The organism is Rhizobium redzepovicii, assembly GCF_019793435.1.
Classification (GTDB): domain Bacteria; phylum Pseudomonadota; class Alphaproteobacteria; order Rhizobiales; family Rhizobiaceae; genus Rhizobium; species Rhizobium redzepovicii.
Map to the genome: position 1 here is coordinate 110,465 of NZ_JAILYH010000001.1, position 24,015 is coordinate 134,479.

Annotated in this window: 25 protein-coding genes; 12 read left to right on the forward strand and 13 right to left on the reverse strand. The window is 62.8% G+C overall.

Annotated elements, in window-relative coordinates:
- Position 1 precedes the first annotated feature (1 nt).
- From K6N12_RS00505 to K6N12_RS00520, 4 genes are read left to right on the forward strand one after another with little or no spacing between them, the layout of a single operon-like run.
- Positions 2 to 979, forward strand: coding sequence for an ABC transporter permease (locus tag K6N12_RS00505; protein WP_222148557.1), 978 nt, complete (start codon positions 2 to 4; stop codon positions 977 to 979).
- Position 980: 1 nt separating this feature from the next.
- Positions 981 to 1,859, forward strand: coding sequence for an ABC transporter permease (locus K6N12_RS00510; protein ID WP_222148558.1), 879 nt, complete (start codon positions 981 to 983; stop codon positions 1,857 to 1,859).
- Positions 1,856 to 2,659 (forward strand): ABC transporter ATP-binding protein, encoded by an 804-nt coding sequence (locus K6N12_RS00515; RefSeq protein WP_222148559.1) that lies wholly within the window; start codon positions 1,856 to 1,858, stop codon positions 2,657 to 2,659. Before K6N12_RS00510 ends, K6N12_RS00515 begins: the two co-directional genes overlap by 4 nt.
- On the forward strand, positions 2,656 to 3,555 hold the full coding sequence (locus K6N12_RS00520) for an ABC transporter ATP-binding protein (RefSeq protein WP_222148560.1): 900 nt from the start codon (positions 2,656 to 2,658) through the stop codon (positions 3,553 to 3,555). Before K6N12_RS00515 ends, K6N12_RS00520 begins: the two co-directional genes overlap by 4 nt.
- 6 nt (positions 3,556 to 3,561) lie before the next feature.
- Here the strand turns inward: K6N12_RS00520 and K6N12_RS00525 are convergent, their stop codons facing one another.
- Positions 3,562 to 3,999, reverse strand: coding sequence for a VOC family protein (locus K6N12_RS00525; protein ID WP_012555158.1), 438 nt, complete (start codon positions 3,997 to 3,999; stop codon positions 3,562 to 3,564).
- A gap of 243 nt (positions 4,000 to 4,242) precedes the next feature.
- On the opposite strand from K6N12_RS00525, the gene K6N12_RS00530 reads away from it, so the two are divergent.
- Positions 4,243 to 4,923: a spermidine synthase gene (locus tag K6N12_RS00530; protein WP_222148561.1), complete on the forward strand. Its 681-nt coding sequence runs from the start codon at positions 4,243 to 4,245 to the stop codon at positions 4,921 to 4,923.
- A 14-nt stretch (positions 4,924 to 4,937) separates the two neighbouring features.
- Here the strand turns inward: K6N12_RS00530 and K6N12_RS00535 are convergent, their stop codons facing one another.
- From K6N12_RS00535 to K6N12_RS00545, 3 genes are all read right to left on the reverse strand, one after another.
- Complete coding sequence (locus K6N12_RS00535) at positions 4,938 to 5,732, reverse strand: HpcH/HpaI aldolase family protein (protein ID WP_222148562.1); 795 nt, start codon at positions 5,730 to 5,732, stop codon at positions 4,938 to 4,940.
- A gap of 61 nt (positions 5,733 to 5,793) precedes the next feature.
- Complete coding sequence (locus tag K6N12_RS00540; protein ID WP_222148563.1) at positions 5,794 to 5,994, reverse strand: hypothetical protein; 201 nt, start codon at positions 5,992 to 5,994, stop codon at positions 5,794 to 5,796.
- Positions 5,995 to 6,082: 88 nt separating this feature from the next.
- On the reverse strand, positions 6,083 to 6,988 hold the full coding sequence (locus tag K6N12_RS00545) for a choline sulfate utilization transcriptional regulator (protein ID WP_183778098.1): 906 nt from the start codon (positions 6,986 to 6,988) through the stop codon (positions 6,083 to 6,085).
- 94 nt (positions 6,989 to 7,082) lie between these two features.
- Between K6N12_RS00545 and betC the strand changes: the two genes are divergently transcribed.
- Positions 7,083 to 8,597: a choline-sulfatase gene (gene betC / locus K6N12_RS00550; RefSeq protein WP_222148564.1), complete on the forward strand. Its 1,515-nt coding sequence runs from the start codon at positions 7,083 to 7,085 to the stop codon at positions 8,595 to 8,597.
- 18 nt (positions 8,598 to 8,615) lie between these two features.
- On the opposite strand, the gene K6N12_RS00555 is transcribed toward betC, so the two are convergent.
- The gene (locus K6N12_RS00555) at positions 8,616 to 9,476 is read right to left on the reverse strand and encodes a sugar phosphate isomerase/epimerase family protein (protein ID WP_183778094.1); all 861 of its coding nucleotides are present in this window, start codon (positions 9,474 to 9,476) and stop codon (positions 8,616 to 8,618) included.
- Between the two features lie 65 nt (positions 9,477 to 9,541).
- Complete coding sequence (locus K6N12_RS00560) at positions 9,542 to 10,912, reverse strand: amidase (protein WP_183854546.1); 1,371 nt, start codon at positions 10,910 to 10,912, stop codon at positions 9,542 to 9,544.
- Between the two features lie 274 nt (positions 10,913 to 11,186).
- Here K6N12_RS00560 and K6N12_RS00565 point away from each other — a divergent pair, with 274 nt between their 5' ends.
- On the forward strand, positions 11,187 to 11,465 hold the full coding sequence (locus K6N12_RS00565) for a hypothetical protein (protein WP_183778318.1): 279 nt from the start codon (positions 11,187 to 11,189) through the stop codon (positions 11,463 to 11,465).
- A gap of 90 nt (positions 11,466 to 11,555) precedes the next feature.
- A complete protein-coding gene (locus tag K6N12_RS00570) occupies positions 11,556 to 11,987 on the forward strand; it encodes a DUF1810 domain-containing protein (RefSeq protein ID WP_222148565.1) in 432 nt (143 codons plus the stop codon).
- A 102-nt stretch (positions 11,988 to 12,089) separates the two neighbouring features.
- On the opposite strand, the gene K6N12_RS00575 is transcribed toward K6N12_RS00570, so the two are convergent.
- Positions 12,090 to 12,287, reverse strand: coding sequence for a hypothetical protein (locus tag K6N12_RS00575; RefSeq protein WP_222148566.1), 198 nt, complete (start codon positions 12,285 to 12,287; stop codon positions 12,090 to 12,092).
- A 71-nt stretch (positions 12,288 to 12,358) separates the two neighbouring features.
- A complete protein-coding gene (locus K6N12_RS00580; protein WP_097628969.1) occupies positions 12,359 to 12,982 on the reverse strand; it encodes a TetR/AcrR family transcriptional regulator in 624 nt (207 codons plus the stop codon).
- A 124-nt stretch (positions 12,983 to 13,106) separates the two neighbouring features.
- On the opposite strand from K6N12_RS00580, the gene K6N12_RS00585 reads away from it, so the two are divergent.
- A complete protein-coding gene (locus K6N12_RS00585) occupies positions 13,107 to 13,322 on the forward strand; it encodes a hypothetical protein (protein WP_183854552.1) in 216 nt (71 codons plus the stop codon).
- Positions 13,323 to 13,377: 55 nt separating this feature from the next.
- Here the strand turns inward: K6N12_RS00585 and K6N12_RS00590 are convergent, their stop codons facing one another.
- Positions 13,378 to 13,908, reverse strand: a complete 531-nt coding sequence (locus tag K6N12_RS00590) for a winged helix DNA-binding protein (protein WP_222148567.1) — start codon at positions 13,906 to 13,908, stop codon at positions 13,378 to 13,380.
- An 85-nt stretch (positions 13,909 to 13,993) separates the two neighbouring features.
- On the opposite strand from K6N12_RS00590, the gene K6N12_RS00595 reads away from it, so the two are divergent.
- Positions 13,994 to 17,605, forward strand: a complete 3,612-nt coding sequence (locus K6N12_RS00595) for a hydantoinase B/oxoprolinase family protein (protein ID WP_222148568.1) — start codon at positions 13,994 to 13,996, stop codon at positions 17,603 to 17,605.
- Positions 17,606 to 17,696: 91 nt separating this feature from the next.
- On the opposite strand, the gene K6N12_RS00600 is transcribed toward K6N12_RS00595, so the two are convergent.
- Positions 17,697 to 18,554, reverse strand: coding sequence for an SDR family oxidoreductase (locus K6N12_RS00600; RefSeq protein ID WP_097629066.1), 858 nt, complete (start codon positions 18,552 to 18,554; stop codon positions 17,697 to 17,699).
- A gap of 205 nt (positions 18,555 to 18,759) precedes the next feature.
- Between K6N12_RS00600 and K6N12_RS00605 the strand changes: the two genes are divergently transcribed.
- Positions 18,760 to 19,599, forward strand: a complete 840-nt coding sequence (locus K6N12_RS00605) for an IclR family transcriptional regulator (protein ID WP_131710852.1) — start codon at positions 18,760 to 18,762, stop codon at positions 19,597 to 19,599.
- 38 nt (positions 19,600 to 19,637) lie between these two features.
- Here K6N12_RS00605 and K6N12_RS00610 read toward each other — a convergent pair whose 3' ends face one another.
- Positions 19,638 to 20,852, reverse strand: a complete 1,215-nt coding sequence (locus K6N12_RS00610) for an amidohydrolase/deacetylase family metallohydrolase (RefSeq protein WP_183778082.1) — start codon at positions 20,850 to 20,852, stop codon at positions 19,638 to 19,640.
- A 165-nt stretch (positions 20,853 to 21,017) separates the two neighbouring features.
- Positions 21,018 to 21,887 carry a sigma-70 family RNA polymerase sigma factor gene (locus K6N12_RS00615; protein ID WP_183778080.1) on the reverse strand — a complete coding sequence of 290 codons (870 nt, stop codon included), beginning with the start codon at positions 21,885 to 21,887 and terminating at the stop codon, positions 21,018 to 21,020.
- Between the two features lie 127 nt (positions 21,888 to 22,014).
- On the opposite strand from K6N12_RS00615, the gene K6N12_RS00620 reads away from it, so the two are divergent.
- Positions 22,015 to 22,473 carry a carboxymuconolactone decarboxylase family protein gene (locus K6N12_RS00620; RefSeq protein WP_037074429.1) on the forward strand — a complete coding sequence of 153 codons (459 nt, stop codon included), beginning with the start codon at positions 22,015 to 22,017 and terminating at the stop codon, positions 22,471 to 22,473.
- Positions 22,474 to 22,521: 48 nt separating this feature from the next.
- On the opposite strand, the gene rhaI is transcribed toward K6N12_RS00620, so the two are convergent.
- Complete coding sequence (rhaI, locus tag K6N12_RS00625; RefSeq protein WP_222148569.1) at positions 22,522 to 23,814, reverse strand: L-rhamnose catabolism isomerase; 1,293 nt, start codon at positions 23,812 to 23,814, stop codon at positions 22,522 to 22,524.
- Positions 23,815 to 24,015: the final 201 nt, after the last annotated feature.

Consider the following 24,015-nt stretch of genomic DNA (forward strand, 5'->3'; position numbering starts at 1 on the left):
CATGGCTTTTCTGCTTCGCCGCCTCGTCTTCTACATGGCAGCCTTCATCGCCGCAGCGACGATCAATTTCTTCCTGCCGCGCCTGATGCCGGGCGATCCCGTGCAGATCATGTTCTCGAGCGCCGGCACCGAATTGCCGCCGGAAAGCCTGCAGGCGCTGAAGCTCACCTTTGGCTTCGTCGACGGGCCGCTCTGGCAGCAATATCTCACCTATCTCGGCAGCATCTTCACCGGCGATCTCGGCCGCTCGATCAAATATTTCCCGCTACCGGTCACCTCGGTGCTCGGTCATGCCCTTATCTGGACCGTCAGCCTGATGGGCACAGCGACGATCATCAGCTTTGCGCTCGGCACCCTCCTCGGCATCGCCGCCGCCTGGCGCCGCGGCAGCAGGTTCGATGTTGTCGTCTCCGTCGGCGCGATTTTCGCGACATCGGTGCCGGCCGTCGTCACCTCGCTGATCGTGCTCTTCATCTTCGGCTTCACACTCGGCTGGTTCCCGAACGGCTATGCCGCCGATCCATCGCTCGATCCGGCCTTCAGCCTGCAATATCTCGGCAGCGTCGCCTATCACGGCGTCCTGCCGATGGTCACGCTCTGCACCGTGCTGATCGGCGGCTTCACCGTGACCATGCGCAACAACATGATCAACCTGCTCGGCGAGGACTATATCGTCATGGCCCGCGCCAAGGGCCTTTCCGACCGGCATGTGATGCTCTGGTATGCGGCGCGCAACGCCCTGCTGCCGACCATCTCCAGCCTTGCCATCGCCATCGGCACCATTCTCGGTGGCTCGCTGGTGACCGAGGTCGTCTATAACTATCCCGGCCTTGGCAATATTCTCTACCAGGCGATCCTCGCCCGCGATTACCCCGTCATCCAGGGCCAGCTCCTCATCATGACGGCGACCATGCTGATCGCCAATTTCATCGTCGACGTCAGTTATATCCTGCTCGACCCGCGGCTGAAGGGAGCGTGAGATGAAGAGCCTGCTGCGAAACCGCAAGGCGCTCACCGGCCTCGTCATCATCGCCGTCATCGTCATCGTCGCGATCGCAGCACCGCTGCTGACGCAATACGATCCCGCCGCCCGCACCGGGCGGCCGCACCGGCCGCCGTCGCTCGACCATATTCTCGGCACCACCCGCATCGGCCAGGATGTCTTTGCCCGGCTGATCTACGGCGCCCGCACATCGCTCGCCGTCGGCTTCGGCGCCGGGCTGCTGATCACCCTCGTCGGCACCGCGCTCGGCATCATCTCCGGCTATCGCGGCGGCAAGACCGACGAGATCATCAGCTTTTTCACCAATATGGTTCTGGTCGTTCCCAATCTGCCGCTGCTGCTCGTACTCGCCGCCTTCATCGGCCAGGCAAGCCCCGTGGTCATTGCGCTGATCCTGGGGGCCACGTCCTGGGCCTGGGGCGCCCGCGTCACCCGCGCCGAAACGCTCTCCGTCAAACACAAGGATTTCGTCAAATCCGCCGAGATGATGGGCGAGCCGCAATGGCGGATCATGACATTCGAGATCTTTCCCAACGTGATATCGATCGTCGGCATCAATTTCATCGGCAGCGTCATCTTCGCGATCATCACCGAGGCGACGCTCGAGTTTCTCGGCCTCGGCGACCCCAGAGCGATCTCCTGGGGCACCATGCTCTACAATGCGCAGAAGGCCTCTGCCCTTTCGGTCGGCGCCTGGTGGGATATCCTCACCCCCTGCTTCGCGCTCGCCTTCCTCGGCATCGGCATGTCGCTGCTGAATTTCGCCGTCGACGAGATTGCCAATCCGCGGCTGCGCACCGGCAATCACCTGAAGCGCTGGTCGCTGCTGGTCCGTTCCGGGGAGGGCCGCCTGTGACGCAGCCGCTGCTGTCGGTGAGAAATCTCACCATCGATTATATCGGCGAGCAGAAAGATTTCCGCGCCGTCGACGACGTCAATTTCGACGTCGCACCCGGCGAGGTTTTCGGGCTCGCCGGCGAATCCGGCTGCGGCAAGAGCACCATCGCCTTCGCCATCAGCCGCCTGCACAAGCCGCCGGCGCTGATCCGCAAGGAAAGCCGCATCCTGCTCGACGGCCGCGATGTGCTCGATCTCGACCAGCAGGCGCTTGCCGCCTTCCGCTGGCGCGAGGTCGCCATGGTCTTCCAGAGCGCCATGAACTCGCTGAACCCGGTGCTGCGCATCGAGACGCAATTCTACGACATGCTGCGCACCCACAAGGGCATGAGCCGTGCTGCGGCCCGCGAGCGCACCGCCGAAATGCTGAGGCTCGTCGATATCGCGCCGGATCGCATGCGCGACTACCCGCACCAGTTTTCCGGCGGCATGCGCCAGCGCATCGTCATCGCCATCTGCATGGCGCTCGATCCGAAGCTGGTCGTCATGGACGAGCCGACGACGGCGCTCGACGTGGTCGTCCAGCGCGAAATCCTGCAGCGCATCAACGAGCTGCGCCGCCGCTTCGGTTTCTCGGTGTTGTTCATCACTCATGATCTCGGGCTGATGGTGCAATTCTGCGACCGCATCGGCATCATGCTGTCAGGCAGGCTGGTGGAGCAGAACGCGGCCGTGGCGATCTACCGGACGCCGCAGCACGACTATACGAAAAGGCTCTGGGCCTCCTTCCCCTCGCTTCACGGAGGAGTGCTGCTATGAGCGACGCCATCCTCGCGCTCGACACCGTCGCCAAGAGGTTCGGCCATGGTTCGGCGGCCGTGCATGCGGCGCGCGCCATTTCCTTTTCGCTGCACGCCGGCCGGGCGCTGGCACTCGTCGGCGAATCCGGCAGCGGCAAGACGACCTGCGCCCGCATGGCGATGCGCGAATATCTGCCGACATCGGGCCGCATCCTCTATAAGGGCCGGCCGGTCGAGGCGGCGAACTCCGCCGAAATCGGCCGCTACCGCCGCTCGGTGCAGATGATCTTCCAGGACCCCTTCGCCTCGCTCAACCCCGCCCATACCATCGCCTTTCATCTCCGGCGGCCGCTGAAGCTGCATCGCCCGGAGATCAAAGGAAGCGAGATCGACGTCGCGGTCCGCGAACTGCTGACGCGCGTCAGGCTCGATCCCGATCTCGTCGCGCCAAAATATCCGCATGAACTCTCCGGCGGCCAGCGCCAGCGCGTTAACATCGCCCGCGCGCTTGCGGTCCAGCCGGAGGTGATCGTCGCGGACGAGCCGACCTCCATGCTCGACGTCTCGGTCCGCCTCGGCGTATTGAATCTGCTGAACGAGATGAAGCAGGAGATGAATCTCGGCCTGCTCTATATCACCCATGACATCGCCACCGCCCGCTATGTCGCAGAAGATATCGCCGTAATGTATGCCGGCCAGATCGTCGAATGGGGCAGCACCGCAAGAGTGATCGACAATCCGCTGCATCCCTATACAAGGCTGCTGCTCTCCGCCGTGCCCGATCCGGACGTCCGCTTCGAGGACCCGAAGGCACGCCTCAGGCCCGAGGAGGTGGAGGACATCCGCCGCCGTTCCGCTGCGCCGCAGGACGAGATCGTCGAAGCGGAGCCGCAGCATTTCATACGGATGATCTGAGGCGCCTCAGCTGAGTTCCTGGGCGAGTCCGAGGAGAAGCCCTTCGGGGCCTCTTATGTAGCAGAGCCGATATGTGTCTCCATACTGGACGACTTCGCCGACGAGCTGCGCGCCACGCGCGCGAAGCCTTTCAAGCGTGTCGTCGATGTCCTCAACGGTGAACATGACGCGGAGATAGCCAAGCGCGTTGACCGGAGCGTTGCGGTGATCTGCGACGACATCAGGCATCAGGAAGCGGGAGAGCTCGAGCCGGCTGTGGCCATCAGGTGTGCGCATCATGGCGATCTCGACACGCTGATCGCCCAGTCCAGTGATCCGCCCCGCCCATTCTCCTTCGATCATGGCCCGTCCTTCGAGCTCGAGGCCGAGTTCGCCAAAGAAATCAATCGCCACTGCGAGGTCTTCGACGACGATGCCTACATTGTCCATCCGCTTGAGCGCCATGTTTCCAATCTCCAAAAGTGTCGTTGCAATCTCCGAGGCGTCGCCTCGTGCAACAAAGGACGTGTGAGGATTCCCAGCGCCGACAACCATCCGAGCATAATTCGCTGCTCTTGGCATCGGAAGCTTGAATCATGGACCGCCTCTAGCCACCGCCCCGCCTTCAAACGGTCCCGAGGCCTGCTGACTGGCCCCGCTCATCACCCTATGCTAGGGGACGGTTCTTTCAAATGAGGCGAAACCGTCATGCTGCCCTGGATCCAGCTCGATTCCGCGACCATTCCCGGCGAAGGCGGCGAACTCAGGCTGAAGCAGCGCGGCAGCGAGTTCTCGATCATGCTCGGCGCCAACGAGCTGATGAACAGCCGCCTCAGCGGCTCGGAAGAAGCGCTGGCGACCCTTTCCTGGGAGCGGATCAAGGGGCATCCGAAACCGAAGGTCCTGATCGGCGGCCTCGGCATGGGCTTTACCCTGCGCGCCGCCCTCGCCATCCTTCCCGAAAATGCCGGCGTCACCGTCGCCGAACTGGTGCCGGCCGTCGTCGCCTGGGCGCGCGGGCCGATGGCCGAGGTCTTCAAGGGCTGTCTCGACGATCCGCGCGTCGCCATCCATCAAGGCGATGTCGGCGAGGCGATCCGTGCCGGCAAGGAGGCCTATGACGCCATCCTGCTCGATGTCGACAATGGCCCGGATGGGTTGACCCGCAAATCCAACGATCGGCTCTATGATTTCGCCGGCCTGCGCGCCGCCCGCGACGCGCTTCGCCTCGGCGGCGTGCTCGCCGTCTGGTCGTCCGGCCCCGACCCCGATTTTACCCGCCGCCTGAGGGACAGCGGTTTTTCCGTCGATGCGGTCAACACCCGCGCCAACGGCAAACGCGGCGGCGCCCGCCATGTGATCTGGCTGGCGGTGAAGCCGGCCCGCTGACTAAAGCACCGTAATCAACTGGCCGACGCGATCCTGCGGGCGGCATTGATGGCGCGGCGGGCGCCTGCGCGCAACTGCGTGGTCTCGGCGCCGGCGATGACCAGGTCGAAGCCGAATTTCAATAGTTCGCCGGCCCGCTCGCCGTCGGCGGCGAACGCGCAGGCGAATTTGCCGTGGGCGCGGCAGCGCGCGACGGCATGCTGCATGGCGCTGTCGATTTCGGCAGCGTTCGGCGCCACCTGATCACCGTTCGACAGCGCAATCGAAAGATCGGAAGGGCCGATGAAAATGCCGTCGATGCCGGTCACATCGAGAATGCCGTCGATCGCATCGAGCGCGGCGCGGGTCTCGATCATGGCGATGGCAACGGTGAGCGCATTGGCGTTCTTCAAATAATCGTCGCCCGACAGGCCGGTATGATTCAGCGCCAATGACGGCCCCCAGCTGCGCTCGCCGACGGGCGGATATTTCGTCGTCCGGACCAGGGCTCTCGCATCGTCTGCCGAATTGATCATCGGCGCGATGATGCCGGTGGCACCAGCGTCGAGCAGCCGCGAGGCGGAAGCGAAATCGCCGACTGGGATGCGCGCCAGGGCCGGTTTGCCGGCCAGGCGCACCTGCGCGATGCCATTGGCCGCCGACGGCATGTCCCACATGCCGTGCTGCATATCCAGCACGACGGCATCGAAGGCCTCCTGCGCCAGATGGTTGACGAGCATGGGGTCGGGAATGCCGACCCAGGCGGAGATCATCCCGCCCCGGCTGCCCCTGATCCGGTTCGCAAAGCCGTCTATGTCAGCTGCATCCATGCCATTCTCCCACAATTCTTCAGACCGCCGGCGGCCATTGCTGCCAGGCAGCGGCGGCGGTTCAGACTCTCCGGCGCAGTCGCGAGACGATGAGCATGACAGCAATGCCGGCTGCGGCGAGAATGGCACCCCACAACACCCAGATCGTTTGAGCGATCATGAAGCTCGACGCCGGATAAGGAAAATAGCCGCTTCCCTGTCCGATCCAGATCAGCCCGAGGAGGACCATCAGCAGTCCGATGATATATCCGATCGTTCGCATGCTTGCGTCACTTTCGCTATGGATTCGTTCCCACAATGTCGGCCGCCGCCGCCGATGGCAAGGGTTCTGCTGCGGAGAATAATCCACGTCAGCCGTTCCCTCCGACTTCGCCCATCAGCCAGGCGCCGAGGCTTTCGCTATGCGGGCTTGGAGATCGCGGCGGCACCAGCCAGTAACCGCGGTCCTGCGCCTCGAGCGGCGGGCCGGCTTCGACCAGCATGCCTGCTTGGAGCAGCGTATCGACGAGCCCCATCCAGCCGATCGCCACGCCCTGCCCGCTCAACGCAGCCTGAATGACCAGCGAATAGGTATTGAAGCTGATATCGCCGCGGCCGGCATGGCCGTCGCGCAGGACGGAGAATTCGGTCAGATAACTGCGCCAGTCGAACCAGGGTGATGGCATCGGCGTGTCGAGATGGATCAGTACCGCCTTGGCAAGCTGCCTCGCATCCTCGCACGGGCCGTTGCGATCGAGAAATCCCTGCGTGCAGACCGGCACAACCTTTTCACGCAGCAGAAGCGTACCGATGGCGCCGAATTCCGCCCGCGTGCCGAAAACGACAGCGACATCCGCTTCGTCGCGAAAACCGGCTGAAAATCGCTGCGTCGCGACGATCTGGATGTCCGTTTCCGGATGAAGAAGCCGAAAGCCGTCCATGCGCGGGATCAGCCAAAGCGATGAAAAGGCATAGTCGGTTCTGAGCCGAACAACTGGTCGTTGGGCTTCGGCGCGGAAACTGCGGGCGAGCGCATCGATGTCACCGACCACTTTGGCGGTGACGTCGAGAAGCCGTTCACCTTCGGCAGTCAGCGTCACGCCGCGATGCTGGCGGCGCAGCAGGCTGACGCCGAACTGCTCCTCCAGCCGGCGGATCTGGTAGCTGACGGCCGGCTGGGTAAGCCCGAGCAGCGCTGCAGCCGACGAAAAGCTCCCGAGTCTCGCGACCTCAACGAAGATGCGCATCCATCCAAGCTCAAGCGGGTGGTCTGGCATAAAAATTCCTTTATGCAGGCATTCAAAAATGCCGTCTTTACAGGCGTGAGAATAGGCGTTTCAATAAAATCTGCAAATAGCATAGGAAAACGACATGGCGCGCCCGAATATTCTCATCCTGATGGTGGACCAGCTGAACGGGACCTTGTTTCCCGACGGGCCTGCCGACTTCCTGCATGCGCCGCATCTGAAAGCATTGGCTGAACGTTCCGTGCGCTTCGCCAACACCTATACGGCAAGTCCGCTCTGTGCGCCGGCGCGGGCGTCCTTCATGTCCGGGCAATTGCCGAGCCGGACGCGCGTCTATGACAATGCCGCGGAATTTGCCTCCGACATTCCGACCTATGCGCATCATCTGCGCGCCGCCGGATATCAGACGGCGCTATCGGGCAAAATGCATTTCGTCGGCCCAGACCAGCTTCATGGCTTCGAGGAGCGCCTGACGACCGATATCTACCCTGCCGATTTCGGCTGGACGCCCGACTATAGCAAGCCCGGCGAGCGCATAGACTGGTGGTATCACAATTTGGGTTCGGTGACCGGCGCCGGCGTTGCCGAGATCACCAACCAGTTGGAATATGACGATGAGGTTGCCTACCACGCCACCCGCAAGCTGTTCGATCTCTCACGCGCCCACGACGGACGCCCCTGGTGCTTGACCGTCAGCTTCACCCATCCGCACGACCCCTATGTCGCACGCCGCAAATTCTGGGATCTCTATAAAGACTGCCCGGCGCTTGACCCGGCGGTGGCGCCGATCGCCTTCGAGCAACAGGACCCGCATTCGCAGCGGCTGATGAAAGCTTGCGACCACGAGGCTTTCGACATCAGCCCGGAAGAAATCCGGCGCGCAAGGCGGGGCTACTTCGCCAATATCTCCTATGTCGACGAGAAGATCGGCGACATGCTCGGCGTGCTGGAACGGACCCGCATGGCCGACAACACGATCATCCTCTTCGTTTCTGATCACGGCGACATGCTCGGCGACCGCGGCCTCTGGTTCAAGATGAACTTCTTCGAAGGATCGGCGCGCGTCCCGCTGATGATTGCTGCACCCGGCTGGAAGCCGAAACGCATCGATCAGCCGGTCTCCAACCTCGACGTGACGCCGACGCTCGCCGGTCTTGCCGGGATCGACATCACCGCGTTGAAACCATGGACCGAGGGCGAGGATCTCGCGGGCCTCGCCGAGGGTACCGGCAGCCGCAGTCCCGTGCCGATGGAATATGCCGCTGAAGGTTCCGAAGCGCCGCTCGTTTGCCTCAGGGACGGGCGCTACAAGCTTTCGCTCTGCGACAAGGACCCGCCGATGCTGTTCGACCTAGAAGCCGATCCTCAGGAGCTGGACAATCTGGCGGGAAAGCCGGCGCATGTAGACACCCTGGCGAGGCTTGCCGACCAGGCTAGGCGGCGCTGGAACCTTGCCGATTTCGATGCAGCCGTGCGCGAAAGCCAGGCGCGCCGCTGGGTGGTCTACGCGGCGCTGCGCAACGGCGCTTATTATCCCTGGGACTACCAGCCGCTGCAGAAGGCCTCGGAGCGCTATATGCGCAACCACATGGACCTGAACGTGCTCGAGGAAAACCAGAGGTTTCCGCGCCAGGAATGAGCGCGAAATCCTTTGGGATCAGGCCGTCCTGCGCGCCGGCGCCTCGCGCAGGAAATCCTCGATGAACTGCTTCTGCAGCAGGATGCCGTCCCATTCGTCGGGGAAGAAGGGCGAGTCGTAGATCAGCGTGAAGGGGCCGGCGTAACCGGCCCGCTCGCACATCTCCAGGCACTTGCGGTAATCCTCTGCATCGAGGCCGGCAACGGTGTAATCGGCCTTGGCATGGCAGATTTCCGCCCGGCGCATGATGTCGGCGAGACCCTCGTATTTCGCGGGCGCTGCCCAATTGCCGAGGTCGCCGTTGAGGCCGACCTTGGCGTCCAGCCGATCCAGCAGCCAGTTCATCTCCACGGGCGACGGCAGCAGGTCGAACCAGTTCTCGACGACGACGCGCACACCGCTACCTTCGGCTTTTTCGGCCAACCAGCCGAGGTGACGGGCGGCACGGCTCAGGTTTTCCTCGGTCGGCTTCTGCTTGCCGGCGATGACGCGCATTCTCTGCGCTCCAAGGGAAGCGGCGATATCGATCCACTGCGCCATCCATCTGACGTCGCGTTCAGCCGTCTCGGGATGGCTTGGATCGCCGTCCTCGACGAGCAGTGTCTGGAACAACACGTCCGAGGCCGTCATTGCGTCGCGCAATTCACTTAGATAGCCGGCCTCAAGGCTCGGCAGATGGAAGGAACATATCTCCAGACGATTGACGCCCCGCGCCGCAAGCGCCGCCGGCATATCGATCAGTGCCGCGGCACCAGGGCCATAGGGTTCTTTCGGCGCAGAACTTTTGTCAGGATCGGGGCTGTAGCCATAAACGGCACCGAGCAGCCGATGCAGCGACCACGTCGAAACAGCGAAGCGTCCGTTTTGCAAGATCTGCACGTGCCTTCCTCCCAGATTTCCTCCTGCCATCAATCGCAATAAAAGCCCGGCGGTTCAATTGCCAATCAGGCGAAATCGCCGCGGATGACCGGCTCGGCGGCTAGGGCAACTCCCAGCAGCGCTTCGTCGCGACGGGCGGTGGCCGAGAGCAGCAGGCCGACCGGCATGCCGAAGGCACCCGTGCCGCAGGGGATGGAGACGGCGCACCAGTCGAGGAAATTGCCGAGCGCGGTGTTGCGCAGCGTCTTGTTGTTGGTCGCGAAGAACAGCTCGTCGTCCTGCTCCAGCGGACCGATTGGCGGCGCGACATGGGCGACCGTCGGAAAAGCGAGCAGGCGGTCGCCGACAAGGCGCTCGACATCCGCGATCATCCGTTTGCGCGCATCGAGGATCGCCAGGTAATCGGCCAGGGTCGTCCTGCTTCCCAGGCGGGTGCGCATGACGACGCGGTGGTCCATCCTGTCCGCGTCCGGTCCGGCCAAGCGCTCATGGTGAAGTGCGAAAGCTTCGGCGGTGACCAGCGGGCCATATCTCGTCATCAGATCGAAAATCACGTCGAAGGCGGGAATGACGGCACGGGCAACATGGGCGCCGGCCCTTTGAAGCCGTTCCAAACCGGCCTCGAAGGCGGCGATGACGCCCGGTTCGGCTCCGTCGAAGACGATATTTTCAGGCACGAGCAGTTCCAGACCCTGCAACGGACGCTCGACGACGTCAGGCGCGATCCGGCCGCGCATCGCCGCATCGATCCACACCGCATCCCTGACGCTGCGGCAGAGCGGCCCCAGCGAATCCAGGCTCTTGGCCAGCGGATAGACGCCTTCCATCGCATGACGGCCGCGGGTCGCCTTGTAGCCGACAATGCCGTTGAAGGCGGCGGGAATGCGCACCGAGCCGCCGGTGTCCGTGCCCATCGCGACCGGCACCAGGCCGGCTGCGACGGCGACACCGGCACCCGAGGACGAGCCGCCCGGAATGCGCGGGAGATCGGTGCCACGCGGATTGACCGGCGTACCGTAGTGCGGATTGATGCCGAGGCCGGAAAAGGCGAATTCACTCATATTGGTGCGGCCGATAGCGACCATGCCCGCCTGCCTGAGGAAGCCGACGACGGCCGCATCGCGCCTGGCCGGCGCATCGGCGGCCAGCACGACGGATCCCGCCGTCGTCGCCAGGCCTTCGATATCGAAAAGATCCTTCCAGGCGATTGGAACGCCGTCCAGCAATCCGAGCGATCGGCCTTCCCGCAGACGTTTGGAAGAGGCGCGCGCTTCCTCCATCGCGCGGCTTTCGGTCAACGTGGTGAAGACCGCCTTGTCGGCATAATCAGCGATGGTGCCGAAGAAAGCCTCGGCCACATCGACCGGATCGGCCGCGCCGCCTTGAATGAGGACGGAAAGCTGGGCGACCGACATCGCGCCGAAGGATTTGCTCATGGGACGATCCACAGAAAGATGATCCTCTGGACTACCCCGGATCATTCCGGCGAGCCAGAGCATCACGATATTTTGCATTTATTAGGACGATTTTTTGAACACTGAGTTTGCAGATTGCCCCTTCAATTGCCGCGATTAAAGACACACATGCTGCACGCATGCGGGAGTCGGTCCGCCATGAGGGTTGAGAGTTTATTCTTGAGAGGCCGGCGCCGCATGTGTTGCAGGAGTAATTTAGATGACAGATTGTGAAACTTTGACCCATCGCCAGGATATGGTGACCCTCCATGTGAAAGAGGACGAAACCACCGGCTTGGGGGAGCGCGACTATGTGGAACATGTCAGCGCCCAGAAACTTTCGGGCTTCGAGCGCATTGTCGTCGTCGCCGCGCTGGCTCTCTTGAGCTTTGTCGGTTTCGCCGCATATTCTTCCAATGAGACGGACCCGGTGACGACATCGGCCATCGCTGCCCCCGCCGGCGACAGCGCGCCGCACCATCAGCCTTACGGCCATTGCCGTGAGAGCAGCCCATACGCTGAAAGGGTCTGCTGAAGGCGAGCTCGGCTCGCGCGGGTAAAATCACCTCGCCGGGCATGGAGACCTTGGCCCAGGCTGCATAATGCAGGAAAAGGGAAAAGGACCATGGCCGGTGATATCGATTACAATCTCGACCGTTTCGTCGACGCTCAGAACGGCGTCTACGAAAAAGCGCTATCGGAGCTGAAAGCCGGGCGCAAGACCTCCCACTGGATGTGGTTCATCTTCCCGCAGATATCAGGTCTCGGCACCTCGCCAATGGCGGAAAAATACGCGATCCGCTCGGCTGAGGAAGCCGCCGCCTATCTCGCCGATCCCATTCTCTCCAGCCGGCTGCTGCGCTGCGTCGAGGCGATCCTGTCGGTGGAGGGCCGATCGGCGCATGAGATCCTCGGTTCGCCCGATGACCTGAAGCTGCGCTCGTCAATGACCTTGTTTGCCGCAATCAGCGACCATGGCTCGCCCTTTCACCGCGTGATCGAGCGTTTCTATCAAGGGAAATTCGACGACCGGACGATGGATATCCTCCGGACTTAGAATAGGTGATTTGGGTCCGGTCGGCCCAATGTCGCCCGAGACTGCTCACAGCTTTCCGCACTCTCTAACTTAGAACAGGATTCAGGCAGGCCGGGCTTGAAATCATCCTGTTCTGGCGCCCCGGCCTGCTTCCAGCTCGTCAATTTCGTCGGAAATTTCGCTCAGCCGCTGACGCAGGTCGCTGTCGGTGCCGTCATCGACCTCTTCCTCGCCGAAACAATAGCGCGCATCGTGAAGCTCCAGCTTGGCTTCGAGTTCGGCACGTTTGGCATACAGGCGCTTGAGATAGACGTAGTTCATCTCCCGGTCTCCACTTGTCCTCCGGTGACGGAAAAACGGTATGGAAGCGGTAAGGTTCCCGAAAAACCGGTTCAGGCGAAAGAGGCGATCGCCGCATTGCAGGCCTTGGCGAAATGACCGCAGCAGCTGGCAGCACCCATCGCCTGGCGGCTGACGCGAGCACCTTCGAGCAGCAGCGTCAGCGTATCGGCAAGAAGCTCCGGCTCGCGCGCATTGGCCGCCGAACAGAGCGCGGCCAGACGATCACGCTGTTCTGCCTTGTGGCGCTCGATCATCTCGTGGGCGGGATGACCCTCGCCCTTCAGTTCGATGGCGGCATTGGCGAGATCGCAGCCGGCGGGCTCGCCGTTCAGACATTGCGCCCGCATCTCCACCCAAGCGTAGAGCTGGGCGCGCGGATTGCCGGGATAGGCCGCCTCCAGCTCGCGCCAGATCGCACCCGCCTTTTCCGACGCGCGGCGCAGCGTCTCGCAGACAAGCTCGTCCTTCGAGCCGAAATGCCGGTAGAGCGTCATCTTGTTGGTCAGAGCCGCGTCGGCGATGGCATCGACGCCGATGCCGCGGATGCCGCGCTCGCGGAAAAGCTCCGAGGCGGTCGAGACGATACGTTCCCGCGGCGGGATGCGATCTTCTGGGACGGCTGCGGAGATTTCATTCGAAGTTTCTGATTTTTTTGCGGACGTAGTCCTTGACATCGATGTGACCGATCGGTAACAAATGCATTGTTACTTACCGGTAACACCACCAAACGCGAAAGTCAATGAGAACACGGCAGCGCAAAGTGGAACACGGGCGACCGCCCACGAAAGGAGGACAACCATGAGAAAGACCAGAGACGACCTGACGATATCCGAAGCCCTTCGCGACCCCCTGATCGCCATGGTGTTGCGCGCCGACGGCGTGAAGCTTGAAGATTTCAAGCAACTCCTTGAGACGGCCGCCGGCAAACGCGAACCGCGCTCGACGCCGGTCGGCAACATCATTGGAGCGATCGCAAACCGCACCAATCTGCCGGCGATGCCCTGCTTCGGCTGAACACGCTGCCTGAAAATTTCGGGGGATCTCTCCCTGCCCCCGTCAAGGGCTGTCGTCAGATAGAGGCGGCGGCCCTTGCTGCTTGATCATAGTGGCCGGAAAGCGCCCTGAGCGTCGCCGCCACCGCCGATGCCGCTGCGGCATCGAGCCCCAACCCCTTGACCGATTCCACCAGCAGCGCTTCGCGCACCGCCCGATATTTCAGGCAGATTTCCAAGCCCTTTTCGGTGGCGGCGATCAGCTTCTCCTTGCCTGCACGCGTGCTTTTCACGAGGCCGCGCTTTTCCAGCTTCTTGATCGCATAAATCACCAGATGAGTATCCTCGACGCCGAGCACGCTGCACAGATCGCCGAGCCGTTTCGGCCGCTGCCGGTGCGCCACCGAATGCAGCACCAGAACGTCGATCGGGGCGCATCCAGGCTCGCCAGCCGCCGTCATGCAGCGTACCATCCAGCGGTCGAAGGCATTGCCGGCGAGGATAAGGCCGAACTCCAGCTCCGAAAGAGCCGGAAGCGCGCCATCGGCCAGATGTGCGGAGGAGACGATCGGCCCGATTTCCGCTTGTCTTCCACGCCCATCTGTCATGTCCACCCTCCATGATCCGAGAGGAAACGTTGACATTTTATCCATAAATCGTCAATAAATTTTCAGTTCAACAGGAGGCCGGACGATGGGCGGACAGTGGGATTTCTGGATCGATCGCGGCGGCACCTTCACCGATATCGTCGCACGCCGTCCCGACGGTGCGCTGATCGCCCACAAGCTGCTTTCGGAAAATCCGGAAGCCTATCGCGACCCGGCCGTGCACGGCATTCGCGAACTGCTCGGGCTCAAAGCCGGTGATCCTGTCCCTTCCGAGCGCATCGGCGCGGTGAAGATGGGAACGACGGTCGCCACCAATGCGCTCTTGGAACGCAAGGGGGATCCGACCCTCCTGGTGACGACCAAAGGTTTCCGCGATGCGCTGGAGATCGGCTACCAGGCCCGCGCCGATATCTTCGCCAAGAAGATCGTCAAGCCGGAACTGCTCTATGCCGGCGTCATCGAGGCCGACGAGCGCGTGCTGGCGGACGGCACGGTGGAACGTCCGCTCGACGAGGGCAGGCTGCGGCAGGCGCTCGAAGCCGCCTATGCCGAGGGCCTGCGCGCCGTCGCCATCGTCTTCGTGCACGCCTACCGCTATCCCGAGCATGAGCAACGGGCCGCCGCCATCGCGCGCGCGATCGGCTTCACACAAATCTCGCCCTCGCACGTCGTTTCCCCGCTGATCAAGCTCGTCGGCCGCGGCGACACTGCCGTCGTCGACGCCTATCTGTCCCCGGTTCTCCGGCGCTATGTCGATCAGGTCGCCACCGAACTCGGCGCCGTCGAGGGGCAAGGCCCGAAGCTGATGTTCATGCAGTCCTCCGGCGGGCTGACCGACGCGCATCTGTTCCAGGGTAAGGATGCGATCCTCTCAGGCCCCGCCGGCGGCGTGGTCGGCGCGGTCGAGGTGTCGCGCATTGCCGGCTTCGGCCAGATGATCGGCTTCGACATGGGCGGCACCTCGACGGATGTGTCGCATTACGACGGTGAACTGGAGCGCGCCTTCGAGACCGAAGTCGCCGGCGTGCGCATGCGCGCGCCGATGATGAAGATCCACACGGTGGCCGCCGGCGGCGGTTCGATCCTGAGCTTTGACGGTTCGCGCTTCCGCGTCGGCCCTGAATCAGCCGGCGCCACGCCCGGCCCGAAATCCTATCGCCGCGGCGGCCCGCTCACCGTCACCGACGCCAACATCATGACCGGCAAGCTCCTCCCGGAATTCTTCCCGGCGATCTTCGGCCCGAGACAGGACCAGCCGCTCGATGCCGGGGCGGTGCACGCCGCCTTTGCCGAGATGGCAAAGACGATCGGCGGCGGTCGGACGGCTGAGGACGCCGCCGACGGTTTCCTCGCCATCGCTGTCGAGAACATGGCCAATGCCATCAAAAAGATCTCGGTCCAGCGCGGTTATGACGTTTCGGGCTATGCGCTCACCTGTTTCGGCGGCGCCGGCGGCCAGCATGCCTGCCTCGTCGCCGATAGCCTCGGCATGAAAAGAGTGCTGATCCACCCCTTCTCCGGCATCCTTTCGGCCTATGGCATGGGCCTCGCCGATATCCGCGCCACCCGCCAGCGCGCGGTGCTGACCGAACTTGCTACGGCGTTGGTGACGATCGGCGAGATCAGGGCCGGGTTGGAGGCGGAGGTGCGCGAGGAGTTGACGCTGCAAGGCGTCGAGGCCGCCGACATGGAGGTCGTCACCCGGCTGCACCTGCAATATAAGGGCACCGACACCGCCCTGCCCGTCGCCTTCGGGCCACAGGAGGAGATGGTGCAGGCCTTTGCCATCGCCCATAAGAAACAGTTCGGCTTCATCTTCGAAGACCGGCCCACTGTCGTCGATTCCATCGAAGTCGAGGGCATCGGCGGCGGCGCCGATATCGAGGAAGCTTATAGGGAGGCGAAAGTCTTCGAGCCGGAAGCGCTGCGCACGACCCGCTTCTATTCCGGCGGAACATGGCAGGACGCCGGAATTTTCAAGCGCGACGCGCTGAAGCCCGGCGCCATCCTCAGAGGGCCTGCCCTTGTCATCGAAGCACATCAGACGATCGTCGTCGAAGCCGGCTGGCAGGCGCGGCTCACCGGCCACGATCATATCGTCCTCACCCGCGAGATCCCACTTGCCCGCCATGCCGCGATCGGCACCAATGCCGATCCGGTCATGCTCGAAGTCTTCAACAATCTGTTCATGGCGATCGCCGAGCAGATGGGCGTGACGCTGCAGAACACCGCGCATTCGGTCAATATCAAGGAGCGGCTCGATTTCTCCTGCGCCGTCTTCGACCGCACCGGCGCACTCGTCGCCAATGCGCCGCATATGCCGGTGCATCTCGGCTCGATGGATCGTTCGGTCGAAACCATCATCCGCCTCAACGAAGGCCGCATCCATCCGGGCGACGTCTTCGCGCTCAACGCGCCTTATAATGGCGGCACGCATCTGCCCGACATCACCGTCGTCACCCCTGTTTTCGACGATGCCGGAGAGGTGATCCTGTTTTACGTCGCCTCGCGTGGCCATCATGCCGATATCGGCGGCAAGGCGCCGGGTTCGATGACGCCGCGAGCGACGAAGGTCGACGAGGAAGGCGTGCTGATCGACAATTTCCTGCTGGTCAACAAAGGCCGTTTCCGCGAAGCGGACTTCGCGGCGATGCTGACCGACCATCCCTATCCCGCCCGCAATCCGGCTCAGAACCTTGCCGACGTCAAGGCGCAGATCGCTGCCAACGAAAAGGGCGTGCAGGAGTTGCGCAAGATGGTTTCCCATTTTGGGCTCGACGTCGTCGAAGCCTATATGGGCCATGTGCAGGACAATGCCGAAGAAAGCGTCCGCCGGGTGATCGCCCGCCTCAGTGACAGCGAATTCACCTATCCCACCGATCAGGGCGCCGTCATCAAGGTGAAGATCACCGTCGACAGGCAGGCACGTGAGGCGATGGTCGATTTCACCGACACGAGCGCGCAACAGCCGACCAATTTCAATGCGCCGGAACCGGTGACGCGCGCCGCCGTGCTCTATGTCTTCCGCGTCATGGTCGAGCAACCGATCCCGATGAATGCCGGCTGCCTTCGGCCGATCCGGATCATCGTGCCGGACGGGTCGATGCTTCGCCCAGCCTATCCGGCCGCCGTCGTCGCCGGCAATGTCGAGACCAGCCAGCATGTGACGAATGCGCTGTTCGGAGCGCTCGGAACGCTCGCGGCAGCCCAGGGCTCGATGAACAACCTGACCTTCGGCAACGCCGCCTATCAATATTACGAGACGATATGCGCCGGCGGCCCCGCCGGCCTGCTCAACGACGGCACCGGCTTCAGCGGCGCCGACGGCGTGCACGCGCATATGACCAATTCGCGGCTGACCGATCCCGAAGTGCTAGAATTCCGCTTTCCCGTCGTGCTCGAAGATTTCCACATCCGCCGCGGTTCTGGCGGCAAGGGACAGTATAGTTCCGGCGGCGGCACCGAGCGCACCATCCGCTTCCTGGAGATGATGGATTGCAGCATTCTCTCCTCGCATCGCACGATCCGGCCTTTCGGCCTTTTCGGCGGAGAAGACGGGCAGCTGGGAAAAACCGAGATCCGCCGCGCGAACGGCACCGTCGAAAGACTTGACGGCTGCGACCAGACAATGCTCGCCGCCGGCGACGCCGTGATCGTCACGACGCCGACCGGCGGTGGCTACGGCAAGCCGGACTGAAACGCGTCACGTCAAACTTTGATCGACCCGCTTCAGCTCCTTGTTTCACGCATGTCTTTAACCCGGAACCGCCAATCCCAGGCGACTTGCGTCAAAGGATCGGCTTGCCGCCAGTGACCGCGATTGTCGTGCCGGAGACATAGCTCGACAAGGGATCGGCCAGCATCACATAGGCTGTAGCCAGCTCCGCCGGCTGGCCGGGCCGTTTCATCGGCACCTGCTTGCCGAAATTGCTGACGCTTTCCTCGGGCAGCGTCGAGGGAATGAGTGGCGTCCAGATCGGCCCCGGCGCCACGGCATTGGCGCGGATGCCCTTCTCGGCCAGAAGCTGGGCAAGGCCGGCGGTGAAATTCTGGATCGCGCCCTTGGTCGTCGCATAGGCAAGCAGTGTCGGGTTCGGACTGTCGGAGTTGATCGAGGCGGTGTTGATGATTGAGCTGCCGGGCTTCATGTGGGGAACGGCCGCCTTGGTCAGATAGAACATCGCATGGATATTGACCTTGAAGGTCAGTTCCCACTCCTCGTCGCTGATTTCGTCGATGCTCTTGAAGCTCGCCTGATGGGCCGCATTGTTGACGAGAATGTCGATACCGCCGAGCTCCTTGACCGCCGTCTCGACGATCTGCCGGCACAGAGCCGGATCCTGGATATCGCCGCTGACCAGCACGGCCTTGCGACCGGCCTCCTCGACCAGCCGCTTCGTCTCGTCGGCATCCTCATCCTCGTCGAGATAGGAAATTACGATATCGGCGCCTTCCCTGGCATAGGCGATCGCCACCGCCCGGCCGATGCCGCTATCGCCGCCGGTGATGATCGCCCGCTTGCCCTTCAGCCGCTCGGAACCGCGATAGCTTTTTTCGCCATGGTCGGGAACCGGGTCCATCTGCGCGGTAAAACCGGGCATCGGCTGTTTCTGGGATGGGAACGGCGGCGTCGGATAATTCGTCATCATGACCTCCTGGGTTCAGGGTCAAACTCAGGCTGCGGTTTGTTGTTCCAAGGTTTTGATCGAGTTCTTTCCGAGCGGGCACACCGTACAGAGAATAATCTCGCTGCCGCATTCCTCCGCACGATCAACCTACAAAATGTTGCGATTTGCCACAGCGACCGCTATGCCATAGTAATGTAACATGATCGCAGTTTTAACGAGGTGCATGGAATTGGACGGAAAAACATCACCCGCAGTTTACGCCGAAGACGAGGGCCATTCCGAGGAAGCCGCCGGCAAGGGCGCGCGGCGCGCGCGCGTCAGCGGTATCGACCGGGCGCTTCAGGTGATCGATCATCTCTATGAGACGGGATCGCCTGCCGGTGTCTATGCCATCGCCAAGGCCGTGAAGGCGCCGCTGTCGACCGTCTACGTCATCGTCGACGATCTGGTCGAGAAGAACATGCTGACACGCCAGGCTGATGGTTCCATCTGGCTCGGCGCACGGCTTTATCACTACGGGCTCGCCTATGCCCGGTCGCTGGATTTCATGAGCATCGCCACCCACGAAATGCACGATCTCTGCCGCCAGGCCGGCGAAACCGTGCAGGTCTGCGGCCGCGACGGTGATTATATGCTGGTGCTTGCCATGGCCGATGGCCCGAGCCACTTCCAGGTGGCGTCGCGCGTCGGCACAAGGGTGCCGCTGAACTGGACGGCGTCGGGCCGCCTGCTTGTCGGCCATCTGCCGGAAGAGGAGCGCATCGAGCTGTTCAAGCGCTGCGCCCGCTCGTCTCCGACCGGCCGCGCCGAGATCGATCCAAGCACGCTGTCGGAAGCCGCCGCCAAGGCCTTTGAGGCGCGCCTGTCGATCCAGGCGGGGGAATCGGATTATGCGGTTGCCTGCATCGCCTCGCCGATCTGCGACCGCGATGGCCACTGCGTCGCCACCATTTCCATCGTGCTGCCGGAGCAGAAAGCCTTCTCCGACGAGAACCACTATACCGCGCATGTACGCAATTCGGCGGAGCGGATCGAAAAGCTGATGGGCTGGCGCAACCGCTAAGGCTTTCCTCGGTCGCCGAACCAAGCCGACGGCCGGTCCTAACGGTAGGAATAACCGTGGCTGTGGCGCACCAGCTTGCGCGCCCGCGGCACGTAGCGGCTGGCTGCAACGGCATCGGCGCCCATCACCGCGTAACGCGGCTCGAACAGCTTGCTGAGGACCGAAACGTCGCCGTTGGAATCCGTCGCCTCGAGTTCGCAATCGACAAGGTCGAAAATGGTGAATTCGGCTTGCGCGCCGACCAAAAGCCGGTTCTCCATCGACAGCTTGATGACCGAGGCCGGTGCATGGGTGACGGCCTCGACCACCTTGTCGAAGGGCATGCCGACGCTGAGCAGCTTCGACATCGTCGTCGCCAGGTCCCAGACCGGAAAATTCATCGAATGGCCGTGCAGGTCGGTCGAGATCGAGAACGGCAGCAGCCCGCGCGCGATCGCCGCTTCCGCCACCTTGAAGGAGAAGGAGGCGCCGCCGTGGCCGATGTCGAGGCGAATGCCCTCGGAGGCGCAGCGCTCGGCGAGATTGAAAAGATCCTCGTCCTCCATGATGCTCGAACCCGCCTTGCCGTTGAAGCAGTGGGTGACGACATCGCCGGGACCGAGGATCTCCAGCACTTCGTCATAGAGCGCCGGCGGTTCGCCGACATGCACCATCATCGGCACTTTCAGAATCTTGGCGATCTTCTTGCCGAGCTTGACAGGGGTGACACCCCAGGAGCCGGTGATGACATGGCTGGCGCGCACCTTGATGCCGACGATGTGCTCGCTGTTTTCGGCGTAGACTTCAAGGATCCGGTCGAGATCGATATCTCTTATATCCCTGAGCTCGGCGACGCGATTGCAGGCGACAAGGCCGATCGAGCCGAGGTTCAGGAAGGCCTTGATGCGCTCGCGCGAGGGCTCGATGATATATTCGCGGAAGCCATGGAAATTCGCCTCACCAGCCGAACCGGCATCGACCAGCGTCGTGACGCCGCGCTCGAGACCGCATTCGGAGGGACGAATGGAAATGTCGGTGCCCCCATGCCAGATATGCACATGCAGGTCGATCCAGCCCGGCGAGACGAAGGCGCCCTTGCCGTCGATGCGGGTCACATCCTCAGAAACGGCGAGCGCCGGACCGATCTTTGCGATTTTGCCGTCGCGATCGACGAGAATGTCGAGCGCCCCTTCCGCAGTCCCCGCACCGAAAGCCATCGGTTTCACATTGGTGAGAAGGAGCGGCTTTTTCGCCTGGTCGCCGGACTTGCTCATATCGCGTCATTCCACAGTTATGTTATATAAATCTTTATAATAGAATAAAGCTGGAGGTGCGCCTGTCAAGCAAAATGACGCGACGAGGACGGCCGCGAAAAATGCTGGCGAAGGCGCGCCAATCTGAAATCCACCTACTGAAGGAGCACCGGATCGCCGTCTGTTTCAGCTGGAAAGCACGGAATAGTTGACGTGTTCGAGATAATCCGGATCTGCGAAGGCGTCGATTACCGTCACCCTCCCGTCGGCGATGGTCAGCGTCACGACGACGCGCAGTTCGTCCTTGATGCGGACGATGAATCCGACTTCGCCGTCGACGAGCGCGGCTTCCGCCGCCTGTGCCCGGCCCTTGAACAGCTCTGCGACCTCGGACGCGCCGCGCCTTCCGCCAAATGGACCGAATCGCGCTGCCGTCGCATCCGGCCGGAAGACGACATCGGGGGCAAGCACGGCAAGCAACGCCTCGAGATCACCGTTGCGCGATGCCGTCAGGAAGGCTTCCGCGATCGTCCGCTTGTGGCCGAGATCGACATCGGGCGCCTCTTCCGTGCCCTGCACTCGGCGGCGGGCGCGGCTTGCGAGCTGCCGGGCGGCGGCGGACGTGCGGCCGATGATCGGCGCGATCTCGTCAAAAGGCAGATCGAACATGTCATGCAGCACGAAGGCGACACGCTCGGCCGGCGCCAGCGTCTGCAGCACGACGAGCAAGGCCACGCCGACCGATTCGGCGAAGGCCGCATCGCGCTCCGGATCGTTTGCCGGATCGGCGATCGCGGCATGAACCGGCATCTCCAGCGGCTCCTCCCGCCGGGTCTTGCGCGCACGCAGCATGTCGAGACAGATGCGCGCCACAACTGTCGTCAACCAGCCGCCGAGATTGCCGACGTCGGTCGTATCCGCGCGGTTGAGCCGCAGCCAGGCCTCCTGGACGGCGTCTTCAGCCTCGCTGCGCGAGCCGAGCATGCGATAGGCCGCCGCCCGCAGATGCGCCCGGTTCGCCTCGAATTGATCGGCCAGCCATTTTTTCTCGTTCATCCGTCACATTCCTTCGCTGCGTTCCGTCAAGCCCATGACGAATGAAACCCGGCCGGTGTGACAGCGCCGGCGGATCGTCGAAGAGCAAAATGCATCAAGGAGACATATCATGCAGGAAAAATTGGTCATGCAGGAGAGAATGGGAAATCCCGCCCTGGTGCTTCCCGCCGCCATGCAGGCGCTGACGGCGCTTGCGAAGGTGCCGGCCGAGGCTGGCCTTTCGCCGAAGCTGCTGGAACTCGTCAATCTGCGCGCCAGCCAGATCAACGGCTGCAGCGTCTGCATCGACGGTCATCCGCGCATCGCCAAGAAGCTCGGCGAGACCGATGAAAGGCTTTTTGCCGTCAGCGCCTGGCGCGACACGCCCTATTTCAGCGGTGCCGAGCGGGCAGCCCTTGCGCTGACCGAGGCCGTGACCCGCACCAGCGACCGTTCCGACCCCGTGCCCGACGAGATCTGGGACGAGGCGACCCGGCACTATGACGGCAAGAGCCTCGCGGCCCTCGTCATCGCCATCGCCAATATCAATGTCTGGAATCGGCTGAACATCGCCACACGGCAGATCGCCGGCGCCTGGAAGCCGTAGATGCGGTTGCCGGCAGCGAATCACCCCTACGCTGCCGGCGACTGAAGTTCAGATGATACCGCCGCCGCCAGCAACCGAAGCCGGGCGCTCGGCCGCAACCTTCTTGCGGTAGCCGCTGGCGCGATAGGCCGCGATCGGGTCGATCGCGCCGCCGGACCTGCGCCGGGCTTCGGCGAGGATCGGCTCGACATCGGCGCGATAGGCGCGCTTCAGCGTTTCCGACGCCATCAACGCGTCATTGTCGTCCTGATAGCCGGACAGCGCCTTGCGGTCGACGAGCAGCGCCTGCGCGTAGGCGCGGCGGATTTCGTTGGCGCTGTTGATCAGGCTCTCAATCGGGTCGGTGACATTATGCGACTGGTCGATCATATGGGCCGGGTTGAAGTCGTTGACCCCACGCTGCTCGGCATCGACCAACTCGTTGAAGACGAGAAACAGCCGATAGGGATCGATCGCGCCGGCATCGAGATCGTCGTCGCCATATTTCGAATCGTTGAAGTGGAAGCCGCCGAGCTTGCCGAACTGGATCAGCCGGGCGACGATCATCTCGATATTGGTGTTCGGCGCATGATGGCCGAGATCGACGAGGCAATGAGCCTTGGGACCGAGCGTCTGGGCGATCAGATAGTTGGTGCCCCAATCCTGCACGATCGTCGAATAGAAGGCCGGCTCGTACATCTTGTGCTCGGTGAACAGCTTCCAATCGTCGGGCAGCGCCTGGTAAATGTCAGCCATCGAGGCGAGGTAACGCTCGAACGCCTTGGTGAAATTGCTCTGGCCGGGGAAGTTCGAGCCGTCGCCGATCCAGACGGTCAGCGCCTTCGACCCGAGTGCCTTGCCGATCTCGATGCATTCGAGATTGTGCTCGACCGCCTGTGCCCGCGTCGCCGCGTCGGTGTGGCTGAGCGAGCCGTATTTGTAGGAATGGGCTTGTCCCGGCCCATCAGAGAAAGTGTTCGAATTCATCGCATCGAAACCGAGGCCGAGCGCATCGCCCCTGGCCCTCAATTCCTTGGCATCCGCCTTGTCCCAGGGAATATGCAATGAGACATTCGGTGTCGCCTGCGTCAACTGATTGATGACGGCGCAATCGTCGAGCTTGTCGAAGATGCCGCGCGGCTCGCCCGTGCCGGGAAAGCGGGCAAAACGCGTGCCGCCGGTGCCGACACCCCAAGAGGGAACGGCGACGAAAAATTCCGCGACCTTGCGGGTGATTGCCTCGATATCGACGCCGCGGCGGTCAAGGTTCGCACCCAGCGCCTCGTAATCGGCTTTCAGTGCGGTCGCCCGCTTGTCGTTATCCGTCGCGATGAGATCCTGCGCGATCCTGAACTCGGCCATTCTTTCCTCCCACTGATGCAATTTCTACATTGGGACCGCCGTTGGGCCGCCCCTCATCCGCCTGCCCGCACCTTCTCCCCGTTCAGACGGGGAGAAGGGGGTGTGGCGCATCGTCTCCGTCCCACTCCAACATTTCGTTGGGCAAGTCCCTCTCCCCGTCACGACGGGGAGAGGGTTAGGGTGAGGGGCAGACGCATCCGC